Annotated in this window: 11 protein-coding genes; 2 read left to right on the top strand and 9 right to left on the bottom strand. The window is 64.1% G+C overall.

Features of this window, described 5'->3' with window-relative positions; translation table 11 throughout:
• The first annotated feature begins 20 nt into the window (after positions 1-20).
• Positions 21-1,523: a phospholipase D-like domain-containing protein gene (locus tag ACREB7_RS04300; protein WP_431591059.1), complete on the top strand. Its 1,503-nt coding sequence runs from the start codon at positions 21-23 to the stop codon at positions 1,521-1,523.
• Positions 1,524-1,622: 99 nt separating this feature from the next.
• Here the strand turns inward: ACREB7_RS04300 and ACREB7_RS04295 are convergent, their stop codons facing one another.
• From ACREB7_RS04295 to ACREB7_RS04270, 6 genes are all read right to left on the bottom strand, one after another.
• Positions 1,623-2,474: an HpcH/HpaI aldolase/citrate lyase family protein gene (locus ACREB7_RS04295; protein WP_431591058.1), complete on the bottom strand. Its 852-nt coding sequence runs from the start codon at positions 2,472-2,474 to the stop codon at positions 1,623-1,625.
• Positions 2,474-2,926 (bottom strand): MaoC family dehydratase, encoded by a 453-nt coding sequence (locus ACREB7_RS04290; RefSeq protein WP_431591057.1) that lies wholly within the window; start codon positions 2,924-2,926, stop codon positions 2,474-2,476. The genes ACREB7_RS04295 and ACREB7_RS04290 overlap by 1 nt, the downstream gene beginning before the upstream one ends.
• Entirely contained in the window at positions 2,926-4,767 is a 1,842-nt protein-coding gene (locus ACREB7_RS04285) for an acetyl/propionyl/methylcrotonyl-CoA carboxylase subunit alpha (RefSeq protein ID WP_431591056.1), read from the bottom strand. The genes ACREB7_RS04290 and ACREB7_RS04285 overlap by 1 nt, the downstream gene beginning before the upstream one ends.
• A gap of 182 nt (positions 4,768-4,949) precedes the next feature.
• Positions 4,950-5,210, bottom strand: coding sequence for an endonuclease domain-containing protein (locus ACREB7_RS04280; RefSeq protein ID WP_431591055.1), 261 nt, complete (start codon positions 5,208-5,210; stop codon positions 4,950-4,952).
• Between the two features lie 246 nt (positions 5,211-5,456).
• Positions 5,457-5,984, bottom strand: a complete 528-nt coding sequence (locus ACREB7_RS04275; protein ID WP_431591054.1) for a hypothetical protein — start codon at positions 5,982-5,984, stop codon at positions 5,457-5,459.
• 7 nt (positions 5,985-5,991) lie between these two features.
• On the bottom strand, positions 5,992-7,590 hold the full coding sequence (locus ACREB7_RS04270) for a carboxyl transferase domain-containing protein (protein WP_431591053.1): 1,599 nt from the start codon (positions 7,588-7,590) through the stop codon (positions 5,992-5,994).
• 147 nt (positions 7,591-7,737) lie between these two features.
• On the opposite strand from ACREB7_RS04270, the gene ACREB7_RS04265 reads away from it, so the two are divergent.
• On the top strand, positions 7,738-9,822 hold the full coding sequence (locus tag ACREB7_RS04265) for a M13 family metallopeptidase (protein WP_431591052.1): 2,085 nt from the start codon (positions 7,738-7,740) through the stop codon (positions 9,820-9,822).
• Positions 9,823-9,996: 174 nt separating this feature from the next.
• Here the strand turns inward: ACREB7_RS04265 and ACREB7_RS04260 are convergent, their stop codons facing one another.
• The 3 genes from ACREB7_RS04260 to ACREB7_RS04250 are packed head-to-tail and all read right to left on the bottom strand — an operon-like array spanning position 9,997 to position 11,842.
• On the bottom strand, positions 9,997-10,278 hold the full coding sequence (locus ACREB7_RS04260; RefSeq protein WP_431591078.1) for a hypothetical protein: 282 nt from the start codon (positions 10,276-10,278) through the stop codon (positions 9,997-9,999).
• Entirely contained in the window at positions 10,275-10,625 is a 351-nt protein-coding gene (locus tag ACREB7_RS04255) for a hypothetical protein (protein WP_431591051.1), read from the bottom strand. The genes ACREB7_RS04260 and ACREB7_RS04255 overlap by 4 nt, the downstream gene beginning before the upstream one ends.
• A 50-nt stretch (positions 10,626-10,675) precedes the next feature.
• On the bottom strand, positions 10,676-11,842 hold the full coding sequence (locus ACREB7_RS04250) for an isovaleryl-CoA dehydrogenase (protein WP_431591050.1): 1,167 nt from the start codon (positions 11,840-11,842) through the stop codon (positions 10,676-10,678).
• Positions 11,843-11,898 lie beyond the last annotated feature (56 nt).

The raw sequence follows: 11,898 nt of genomic DNA, 5'->3' as shown, positions 1-11,898 counted from the left end.
TGCGGCGCGTCTGTGCGGGCATGAGCGAGGGCGCGCTTTCCCCGATTGTCGTCGAAGGCCGCAACTGCTGGCGGATCGAACGCGCCGACAGGGCGCGGATGATCGTCGACGCGGCCGATTATTACGCCCTGCTCCAGGAACTGATGGCGGGCGCGAAGCAGCGTATCCTGCTCATCGGCTGGGATTTCGATCCGCGGATACCGCTATGCCCCGATGCGACGGGAAAGGGCGAGCCGCTCGGCGACTATCTGCTGCAGCTCGCGAAACATCGCCCCGACCGCGATATCGATATCCTGCGCTGGAATTTCGGCGGACTAAAACAGTTCCTGTCGCCGACGATCGTGTCGATGATCGCGCGCTGGAAATGGACGCGCGCGATCAGCTTCCGGTTGGACAGCGCCCATCCCTTCGGTTGCAGCCATCACCAGAAGGTCGCCGTGTTCGACGATCATCTGGCGGTCTGCGGCGGCATCGATGTCGCGGCGCGGCGCTGGGACACGCGCGATCATCAGGACGGCGACACCCGTCGAACCGATCCCGATGGCAAAACCTATATGCCCTGGCATGATTCGACGATGATCCTCGCCGGCCCGGTCGGCAATGCGCTCGCCGAGCTGGGCAACGAACGCTGGCAGCGCGCGACCAAAAAACCGCTGCGCGAGATCAGCGGCGACGGCGAAAGCTGGCCCGAGGCGATCGAACCCGATTTCTTCGGGGTCGACGTCGCCATCTCGCGCACGCGCGCGGAATATGATGGCTTCGAGGAAATCCGCGAGATCGAACAACTCTATCTCGACATGATCGCGGCGGCGAAGCACTTCATCTATTTCGAGAATCAATATTTCACGTCGGCCAAAATCGCCGCCGCGATCGCCGAACGGCTGAACGAGGACGACCCGCCCGAATTCGTACTGGTGATGCCGAAACAGGCCGATGGCTGGCTGGAGCAGATGGCGATGGACGCCGCGCGCGTGCAACTCGTCCGCGAGATCGCCAAGGCGAAGCATGGCGACCGGCTCCGCATCTATGTCCCGCATACCAAGGGCGGCGAGCCGATCTATGTCCATGCCAAGACCGCGATCGTCGATGACCGTCTGATCCGCGTCGGTTCGGCGAATATGAACAACCGCTCGATGGGGCTCGACAGCGAATGCGACGTGACGATCGATGCCGCGCTGTCCGCCAATACCGGGATCGAACCCACGATCTGCCGGCTGCGCGAATCGCTGATCGCCGAACATCTGGGGGTCGAGCCCACGCTGGTCGGGCGCGGTTTCGAAGCGAGCGGGTCGCTGATCGAAACGATCGAGGCGCTGTGCAGCGGCGAGGGGCGGTCGCTCGAACTGCTCGACCTCATCAAGCCGGGACCGTTCGACGCCTATATCGCCGAACATGAATTGCTCGATCCTGAAAGCCCCGACGCGATGTTCGATGCGATCCCCGAGCGCGGAATGCGCAAAAACTGGCATCGGGGCAGGGCGTGGATGGCGCGGCATCGGCCGTTCGGGAGAAAGCCGGCCTAAATTCCCGTTGGTGTCGAGCCAAGTCGAGACACGCTTGGGAAATGCCTGCCTTCAGGGTCTTTCGACTTCGCTCGACACTAACCGTGAAAGAGGCGGTGTTTAGTCCGCCAGCGACAATATATGCCGCGCCTGCTTCAAATGCGGGGCATCGACCATCTTGCCGTCGACCTGCAGCACCCCGACGTCGGGATTGGCGGCAAAGGCATCGACGATCGCCTGCGCGCGCGCGACCTCGTCGGCGGCGGGGGTGAAGGCGGCGTTGATCGACGCGACCTGCGACGGGTGGATCGCCATCATCCCGGTAAAGCCGTCGCGGCGCGCGCGGGCGGCATAAGCGATGAGGCCGGCTTCGTCCTTGATCGTCGGAAAGACGGTGTCGATCGCGGCGGTGCCGGCGGCGTGCGCGGCGAACAGGGTCATCGCGCGCGCGACCTCATAGGGCGACGTATAGCTGCCATCGGCTTCGCGGCTGGTCGTCGCGCCGATCGCGGCGGGCAAATCCTCGGCGCCCCAGGTCAGGCCGACAAGCCGGTCGCGGACTTCGCGATAGCTGCCGAGGGTGAAGATCGCCGCGGGGGTTTCGGTGGCGATCGGCAGGATCGCCGGCAGCGATGCATCGTCGGCCGATTCGCTGCGCAGGATCGTGTCGAGCTGCAAGATGCTCGGCGCGCCCTCGGCCTTGGGCAGCATGATCGCGTCGGGCCGCGCGGCGGCAATCGCGGCGACGTCGGCGGCGGTCAGATGTCCGTCGAGCGGGTTGACGCGCACCATTGTGATGACCTCGCGCGTTCCCGCCAGATAGTCGGCGATCGCGTGGCGCGCCGCATCCTTATTGGCGAGCGATACCGAATCCTCAAGGTCGAGGATGATCGCGTCGGCGCCCGAGGCGGCGGCCTTGGCAAAGCGTTCGGGGCGGTCGCCGGGGACGAAGAGGAGGGAGCGGAGGCGCATCAGGCGGCTTTCTTCTTGATCAGCGCGGAGCGTTCGCACTGGCAGACGATTTCGTCGCGCTGGTTGATCGCGCGGTGCAGGAAGGTCACGATACCCGCATTCGGCCGCGATTTGGACTCCTTGAGACCAACGACCTCGCTCGTCGCGTGAAGTGTGTCGCCGATGAACACCGGCTTGGGCATGACGAGCTTGTCGTAACCGAGGTTGGCGACGAGCGTGCCGAGCGTCGTGTCGCCGACCGACAGCCCGACCATCAGGCTGAAGGTGAAGGTGCCGTTGACGAGGATCTGCCCGAACTCCGACGCCTTCGCCGCCTCGACGTCGAGGTGCAGCGGCTGCGGATTGTGCGTCATCACCGTGAACAGCAGATTGTCGGTCTCGGTCACCGTGCGGCGGATCTCGTGGGTCAGCGTGTCGCCGATCGTCCATTCGTCGAAATATTTGCCGGCCATCAGCCTTCTTCCTTCTCGATGCGCACCAGCAGCGCCTCGACCTGTACTTGCGCACCCGCAGTGGCATTTAGTTCCGCCACCACCCCGTCGAAGGGCGCGGTCAGGCTATGCTCCATCTTCATCGCTTCGAGTGTGAGCAGCTTCTGGCCCTTGCTGACCATGTCGCCCGCTGCGACCTCGACTGCGATGACCTTGCCGGGCATCGGCGACAGGATCGCGCCATCTCCGGCGGCCCCGCCAGCGCCGCCGGCAGCGCGCCAGGGCGTGAGCTGCCACACCGAACCCGCCTCGGCAACGAGCATCGCCGGCGCGGGCTGCTCGGCGCCGGGGCCATGGAGCGCGACTTCGACGCGCTTGCCGTCGAGCAGGAAGGGCGCGCTGCGCACATCGGGCGCGTTGAGGCGGAAACCCGCCTGCAGGACACGCGGCGTCATCGCCATCGCGGCGTTGGTGAGCGCCTGCGCCGACGGCTCGGGCTCGGCGGTCATGCTGTCACCGTCGCGGCCGATCAGCCCGGTGTCGACGCTGCCCGCGACGAAGTCGGGGTGGTCGAGCGCGTTGATCAGGAAAGCCGAATTGGTCTTCACCGGCCAGATCGCGCTGTCCTCGAGCATCTCCGACAGCAATTCGCGCGCTTCCTCGCGATCCTCGCCCCAGGCGATGACCTTGGCGATCATCGGGTCGTAGAAGGGCGACACTTCGGCGCCCTCATAGACGCCGGTGTCGACGCGGCCGAGTTGTTCGGGAAGCTGGAACAGTTCGAGTGTGCCGATCGAGGGGAGGAAGCCCTTGGCGGGATCCTCGGCATAGAGCCGCGCCTCCATCGCCCAGCCGTTGATCGCGAGCTCGTCCTGCGTCAGCGGGAGCGGCTCGCCCGACGCGACGCGAAGCTGCCATTCGACCAGGTCGACCCCGGTGATTTCCTCGGTCACCGGATGCTCGACCTGCAGCCGCGTGTTCATTTCCATGAACCAGATGCGGTCGGCGCGCAGACCCTCGCTGGCGTCGGCGATGAACTCGATCGTCCCCGCGCCGACATAATCTACCGCCTGCGCCGCGCGCACGGCCGCAGCGCAGAGTTCGGCGCGCGTCGCCTCGTCCATGCCGGGGGCGGGGGCTTCTTCGATCACCTTCTGGTGGCGGCGCTGGAGCGAGCAGTCGCGCTCGAACAGGTGGACGACGTTTCCGTGCGTGTCGCCGAACACCTGCACCTCGATATGGCGCGGGGTCAGGATATATTTTTCGATGAGCACATGGTCGTTGCCGAAAGACGCCGCCGCCTCGCGCTGGCACGAGGCGAGCATGTCGGCGAAGTCCGCCGCAGCATCGACCTTGCGCATCCCCTTGCCGCCGCCGCCCGCGACCGCCTTGATCAGCACGGGATAGCCGATCACGGCCGCCTGTTCGGCGAGGAAAGCCGGATCCTGATTTTCACCCATATAGCCCGGCGTCACCGGCACCCCGGCCTCCGCCATCAGCTTCTTGGCGGCATCCTTGAGGCCCATCGCCGTGATCGACGAAGGCTTGGGCCCGACCCATAGGAGCCCCGCATCGGCGACAGCTTGCGCGAACTCGGCGTTTTCGGACAGGAAACCATAGCCCGGATGGATGGCCTCGGCTCCGGTCGACTTGGCGGCGGCGATGATCTTCTCGCCAATCAGATAGGATTCACGCGCCGGCGACGGGCCGATATGCACCGCCTCATCGGCCTCGCGTACATGCAGCGCCTTGGCGTCGGCGTCCGAATAGACGGCAACGGTGCGAATGCCCATCTCGCGCGCGGTGCGGATGATACGGCAGGCGATCTCGCCGCGATTAGCGATGAGGAGGGAAGCGATCACGGCCGATCCTCCCCGGCACGGGGAGGGGGACCATCCGCAGGATGGTGGAGGGGCACAGGCGCTTTGCCTTGCCGTTCGCTGATCTTCATTGCCCGTTCCTTGCACACTTCGACTATTCGCGTCACCGCGCTCTCCAGACTTGTCATGATGGCCGTCGCTGGCACGCGCAATGTCGCGACATGCTACGATTTCAGGAAGTTCGCCCGGGCTGCGTCATGCTGCGCTGCCCGTTCGCCTTCGTGAACCTTGCCATCCACCTCAACGGCCAGGCGCACCGCCGGGCAATAGAAGTCCAATATGTAGACGCCCGCCGGATGCTGACGCCGAAATTTAAAGCCGCTCGGTCGCCCCCTAAGCACGCGCCAGAGCATAAGCTCAGGCAAGCTCATTTCGCTGCGCAGCTTGCGCGCCCGCTTGAGCGTCTCCTGCGGCCCATTGATCACAAAGCCGATCCTCCCCGGAACGGGGAGGGGGACCACCCGAAGGATGGTGGAAGGGTACAGGCGAGTAAGCGCAACCTCTGGCCTCCAGTTTGTGCCCGCCAAAAATTAGGGACTGTCGTTTCCCGGTTCACACCGCCGTGCATTCCTGCCCGTACCCCTCCACCATGCTCCGCATGGTCCCCCTCCCCGTTCCGGGGAGGACCGCCGCGATTGGCGATGAGGAGGGATTGGATCATTCTAAGCCTATCACTTCTTCCAAAGACACACCTTGACCAGTTGCTGGTAGGTGTCAGATGGCTGGCGTTTAGTTTCGTTTGAATAGCAAGCGCCGTTTCTTACCAGTTCGTACCAAGCGCTTCCATCGCCCTTCGTGTAGCGGACATCCTCATTGGCATAACCGGTCCAATTGCCGTTTTCGTCCTTGAAGACATTGGCCCAATAGTCGGTGGACATTTCCATCGGGCCGATCTCGGGTGTGGGATAGTCAATGCCGCCATAGACCTGCCTTGGGCCGTCAATGTGAAAATCGCCGCCCTTCTCAATGGAATATGCACAAGCCCCCGAAATCCGTGTTTGCTCGTCTACGACCAACAGGCATCGTCCAATCTTGTATCCCTTAGGCAGTCGTTCTTTCGATAGGTAAGGCGGATTTGCCGCAAGCTTCGTATAATGAGCGTCATAGTCAAAATCAGTGGACATCTTGAACTGACGCGCATCGGCTGCCGTCGTCGAAGTTGAAAGGCTTGTCGCTAAAACCAGAATGGAAAGTCGCATATCCCCCTCACATCCTGAACACGCCAAACCCGCGCTCTTCGATCGGCGCATTCAGCGTCGCAGCAAAGGCCAGCCCCAGCACAGCCCGCGTCTGCGCCGGATCGATGATCCCGTCGTCCCAAAGCCGCGCGGTCGCGTGATAGGGATTGCCCTCATCCTCATATTTCTGGCGGATCGGCGCCTTGAAGGCCTCGGCCTCCTCGGGCGTCCATTTGTCGGCGTCGCGGTGCACCGTCGCCAGCACGCTCGCCGCCTGTTCGCCGCCCATCACCGAAATCCGCGCATTGGGCCAGGTGAACAGGAAGCGCGGCGAATAAGCCCGCCCGCACATGCCATAATTGCCCGCGCCAAAGCTGCCGCCGATCAGCACGGTGATCTTCGGCACCGTCGCGGTCGCCACCGCAGTGACGAGTTTTGCGCCATGCTTCGCAATGCCCTCGGCCTCATACTTTCCGCCGACCATGAAGCCCGAGATGTTCTGGAGGAAGAGCAGGGGGATGCGGCGCTGCTGCGCCAGTTCGATGAAATGCGCGCCCTTGACCGCCGACTCGCTGAACAGCACGCCGTTGTTGGCGAGGATCGCGACCGGGATGCCCCAGATATGCGCGAAGCCGCAGACGAGCGTACTGCCGTAATTCGCCTTGAACTCGTGGAACTCGCTGCCGTCGACGATGCGCGCGATCACTTCGTGCACATCATAGGGCGCGCGCACGTCCTGCGGGACGATGCCGTAAAGCTCCTCGCTGTCATATTTGGGCGGGCGCGGGTCGTTGATCGCGACGTCGAAGCCCGCGTCGGCTCCCAAATGGCTGACGATGTCGCGCACGATCGTCAGCGCATGTTCGTCATTCTCGGCGAGATGGTCGACCACGCCCGATTTCTTCGCATGCAGGTCGCCGCCGCCCAGATCCTCGGCGCTGATTTCCTCGCCCGTCGCTGCCTTCACCAGCGGCGGGCCGGCGAGGAAGATCGTGCCCTGGTTGCGGACGATCACCGTCTCGTCCGACATCGCGGGCACATAGGCGCCGCCCGCGGTGCAGCTGCCCATCACACAGGCGATCTGCGGAATGCGCTTGGCGCTCATATTCGCCTGGTTGAAAAAGATGCGCCCGAAATGGTCGCGATCGGGAAAGACCTGGTCCTGATGCGGCAGGTTCGCGCCGCCGCTGTCGACGAGGTAGATGCACGGCAGGCGGTTCGCCTCGGCAATCTCCTGCGCGCGGAGATGCTTCTTCACCGTCATCGGATAATAAGTGCCGCCCTTCACCGTCGCGTCGTTGCAGACGATCATGCACTGGCGCCCCGATACGCGGCCGATGCCGCAGATCAGGCCGGCGCCCGGGACTTCGCCGTCATAGAGGTCGTTGGCGGCGAGCTGGCCGATTTCGAGGAAGGGCGAGCCCGGATCGAGCAGCCGCTCGACGCGCTCGCGCGGCAGCAGTTTGCCGCGGCTGGTGTGGCGCTCGCGCGACTTTTCATTGCCGCCCAGCCCGGCTTCGGCAACGCGTGCCCTAAGCTCGTCCTTCAGCGCGCGATTATGCGCGGCATTGGCGCGGAAATCTTCGCCGTCGGCATTGGCCATCGTTCCCAGAACCGGTGCGCTCACGTCCGTTCATCTCCCATAACTTGGCTTTGGGTTAGCGGGTCACTCGTCGATTGGAAAGCGCCGCACGCCGAAATTGGTTGGCGTTGAAAGCATCGGCACACAGGCGTATCGCTTCGGCATATTTTGAAACAGACAAGGTTGTCCCCCATGAAACATCGCCTTCTCGCCATCCTGTTGTCCAGCGCCGCCATCGTCGGCGGCACCGCCGCCTGCACCAGCGGCACGACGGAAAGCAGCGCCGCCTACACCGTCGGCACCGAACTCGGCATCAGCAAGGCGGCGATGGATACGACGGCCAAGCCGGGCGATGATTTCTTCGCTTATGCCAATGGCAATTGGGCCAAGACGACCGAGATTCCGGCGGACCGGTCGAACATCGGGGCCTTCTATATCGCGCAGCTCGAAACCGAGAAGCGCAACCGCGAACTCGTCGATGCGATCGTCAAGGGCAATGCCGCGGCGGACAGCAACGACGGCCGCATCGCCGCCTTTTACAAGGCCTATACCGATGTGAAGGCGATCGACGCCGCGGGGATGAAGCCGATGGCGGCCGACATCGCCCGCTTCAACGCGATTGCCGACAAGGCGGCACTGTCGAAGATCCTCGGCGAACAGACGCGCGCCGACGTCGATCCGCTCAACGCGACCAATTTCAACACCGAAAACCTGTTCGGCCTCTTCGTGACGCAAGGCCTCGCGACGCCCGGCGATGTCATTCCCTATGTGCTGCAAGGCGGCCTGGGTTTGCCCGAGCGCGAATATTATCTGTCGGCCGATCCCAAGATGGCGAAGATCCGGGACCAATATCAGGCCTATATCGCCCGGCTGCTGACCGCGGCGGGTCAGCCCGACGCTGCGGCGAAGGCCAAGCGCATCTATGACCTCGAGCTCAAGATCGCCAAGGCGCATGTGACGCGCGAGGATAGCGAGGATTTCGCCAAGTCGTCGGGTGTGTGGACGCGCGATGATTTCGCCAAAAAGGCGCCGGGCATCGACTGGCCGGCCTATTTTGCCGCCGCCCGGCTCGATGGCGCCAAAAAATTCGGCGCCTATCACGCCGGCGCGATTACCGGCCTGTCGGCGCTCGTCGCCTCCGAACCGCTCGATGCGTGGAAGGACTGGCTGGTCTTCCACCAGATCAACAGCCACAGCGATGTGCTGCCGACCGCCGTCGATAACGCGCATTTCGCCTTTTACGGCACGACGCTGGCCGGCACGCCGCAGCAGCGTTCGCGCGACAAGCGGGCGCTCGACGCCCTCGACACCTATCTCGGCGACGCGGTCGGCAAGGCCTATGCCGACAAATATTTCCCCGCCTCGGCGAAGGCCGAAGTCGGCGACATGGTGACCAACATCAAGGCGGCCTTTGCGACGCGGGTCGAGGGCATCGACTGGATGGCGCCCGAGACCAAGAAGGAAGCGGTCAAGAAGGTCGAAACGATCGTCGTCGGCGTCGGTTATCCCGACAGCTGGCGCGACTATGGCAGCTATGCCGTCGGGGCCGACGCCTATGCCAATGAGGTCGCGGGACAGAAGGCCGAGACCGCGCACCAACTCGCGAAAATCGGCAAGCCGATGGACAAGGGCGAATGGTGGATGGTGCCGCAGACGGTCAATGCGGTGAACCTGCCGGTGCAGAACGCGCTCAATTTCCCCGCCGCGATCCTCCAGCCGCCCTTCTTCAATCCCAAGGCTGATCCCGCTTATAATTATGGCGCGATCGGTGCGGTGATCGGCCACGAAATCAGCCACAGCTTCGACAATAATGGCGCGGCGTTTGATTCGACCGGCGCGCTGCGCAACTGGTGGACGCCCGCCGATCTGGCGAAATTCAACGCGGCCGGCGCGGCGCTCGCCGCCCAGTTCGACAGCTACAAGCCGTTCCCCGACCTCGCGATCAACGGCAAGCTGACGCTGGGCGAGAATATCGCCGATGTCGCGGGGCTACAGGCGGCCTATGACGCGTATCGCGCCTCGCTGAAGGGCCAGGAGGCGCCGGTGATCGACGGTTTCACCGGCGACCAGCGTTTCTTCATCGCCTATGCGCAGACTTGGGCGACCAAGATGCGCGAGGAGGCCCTGCGCGCCCGCGTCGCGACCGATGGCCATGCGCCCGGCATGTACCGCGCGCTGACGGCGCGGAACCTCGACGCCTGGTACAAGGCGTTCGATGTGAAGGAAGGTGACAAGCTGTACCTGGCGCCCGACAAGCGCGTACGGGTTTGGGGGTAAAATACCTCGACAGTCTGGAGCGGCCCAAAAGATCCTCCCCATCGCGGAGCGTTGGGGAGGGGGACCGCCGCGAAGCGGTGGTGGAGGGGTTTCGACGTCGGGGCCATTACCCCTCCGTCAGCGGCTACGCCGCTGCCACCTCCCCATCGCTTCGCGTGGGGAGGATCTTTGGCGCTACTCTTCTTGGGCTGGCTGCCCGCCCGGCTTTTCCTTCAGGATCAGGTAACGATACACCCCGATCGCATTGATGATCAGCAGCGCGCTATTCTGCCATCCGATGCCTTCGCTGTCGGGTTGCAGAAATCCCCATGCGATCAGCGCGATGCTGCTCGTCACGAACACCACAAAGGCCCAGCCGGTCCAGCGGCGTCCGAGGTTGAGGGATACGACGAGCGCCGCCAGCGTCGCGGCGCCGGCGCCATAATATTGCATCACGGTCAGCAGCGTGTCGTTCAGCTCCATGCTCCGATCAAGGCGAGCACGCCCGATCCGGCCAAAAAGGGCCAGATGATGTGCCGTCCCCCGGTACACGCCGCATTGACCAGTCCGGTTCCCAGCCAGCCGACGCCGATCACGATAATCAGCCCGTGCGGCGTGCCCGGCCAGGCGACGGTGATCGCGGACAGCAGCATGAGCACCGCCATGGCGTGCCAGGCGAACCGGAATATCTTGCGCGGCAGATCGGCGAGCAGGATGCCGCGCTTGATGCGCAATAGTGGCTGGATCAACCGCCGCTCGCCGAGGATCGAGTGGGTGAGGGCGGACAGCGTCATCGCGGCCGCGGCAAGCCACAACCAGTTCATGCGCGGATCGCTCCGTCGCCAATGTCCCCCATTCAGCCCCCCTTTTTGGTTCAGCCGGCGCCTATCAGTTCGCGGCCGATCAGCATCCGGCGAATCTCGTTGGTTCCGGCACCGATGTCGAGCAGTTTGGCGTCGCGCCAATAGCGTTCGACCGGCCAGTCCTTGGTATAGCCTGCGCCGCCCAGCGCCTGGATCGCTTCGCCCGCGACCTTCACGGCATTCTCGCTCGCGAGCAGGATGCAGCCCGCTGCGTCGAAGCGCGTGGTCTGGCCGGCGTCGCACGCCTTGGCGACGTTATAGACATAGGAGCGCGCCGACTGGAGCATGACATACATGTCGGCGACCTTCGCCTGCATCAGCTGGAACGAGCCGATCGGCTTGCCGAACTGCTTGCGGTCGCGAACATAGGGAATGACGGTGTCGAGGCACGCCTGCATGATGCCGAGCTGGAGCCCGGCGAGCACGACACGTTCATAGTCGAGCCCCGACATCAGCACGCCGACACCGCCGTTCTCGGGCCCCATGACCTGGCTTTCGGGAATTTCGCAATCGTCGAAGACCAGTTCGGCGGTCGGCGAGCCGCGCATGCCGACCTTGTCGATCTTCTGCCCGATGCTGAACCCCGGCATGTCCTTTTCGATCAGGAAGGCGGTGATCCCGCGCGATCCCGCTTCGGGGCTGGTCTTGGCATAGACGACCAGCGTGTCGGCGCAGGTGGCGTTGGTGATCCAGAATTTGGTGCCGTTGAGGACGTAGCCGCCCTGAACCTTCTCGGCCTTGAGCTTCATCGACACCACGTCGCTGCCCGCGCCGGCTTCGGACATGGCAAGGCTGCCGACATGTTCGCCCGAGATCAGCTTGGGCAGATATTTCGCCTTTTGGTCGGCATTGCCCCAGCGACGGATCTGGTTGACGCAGAGGTTCGAGTGGGCGCCATAGGACAGGCCGATCGCGCCGGATGCGCGGCTGACCTCCTCGACCGCGATGACATGCTCGAGATAGCCGAGGCCAAGGCCGCCGAACTCTTCCTCGACCGTGATGCCGTGCAGGCCCAATTCCCCCATCGCGGTCCACAGCTCGTCGCGCGGAAACCAGTCCTCGGCGTCGGCCTTGGCCGCCAGCGGCGCGATCTGTTCGTCGGCGAAGCGGGCGGTGGTTTCACGGATCATCTCGGCATTTTCGCCGAGCGCGAAGTCGAAGTCGGGGGTGGCGCGCATATTGTCCTCTATCCTGCTTGTCGTTGCGACTAGCAGGAAGGTGCCGCAAACAGAAG

Origin of the sequence: Sphingopyxis sp., from assembly GCF_050725615.1 — a bacterium.
In the GTDB taxonomy this organism is placed as follows: Bacteria; Pseudomonadota; Alphaproteobacteria; order Sphingomonadales; family Sphingomonadaceae; genus Sphingopyxis.
This window is presented reverse-complemented; position numbering and strand designations above follow the sequence as displayed.

What these genes read in the sequence shown, in the direction of transcription:
- ACREB7_RS04300 (WP_431591059.1), top strand. Translation starts at nt 21, where the DNA reads ATGAGCGAGGGCGCGCTTTCCCCGATTGTCGTCGAAGGCCGCAACTGC.
- ACREB7_RS04295 (WP_431591058.1), bottom strand. Translation starts at nt 2,474, where the DNA reads ATGCGCCTCCGCTCCCTCCTCTTCGTCCCCGGCGACCGCCCCGAACGC.
- ACREB7_RS04290 (WP_431591057.1), bottom strand. Translation starts at nt 2,926, where the DNA reads ATGGCCGGCAAATATTTCGACGAATGGACGATCGGCGACACGCTGACC.
- ACREB7_RS04275 (WP_431591054.1), bottom strand. Translation starts at nt 5,984, where the DNA reads ATGCGACTTTCCATTCTGGTTTTAGCGACAAGCCTTTCAACTTCGACG.
- ACREB7_RS04265 (WP_431591052.1), top strand. Translation starts at nt 7,738, where the DNA reads ATGAAACATCGCCTTCTCGCCATCCTGTTGTCCAGCGCCGCCATCGTC.
- ACREB7_RS04255 (WP_431591051.1), bottom strand. Translation starts at nt 10,625, where the DNA reads ATGAACTGGTTGTGGCTTGCCGCGGCCGCGATGACGCTGTCCGCCCTC.
- ACREB7_RS04250 (WP_431591050.1), bottom strand. Translation starts at nt 11,842, where the DNA reads ATGCGCGCCACCCCCGACTTCGACTTCGCGCTCGGCGAAAATGCCGAG.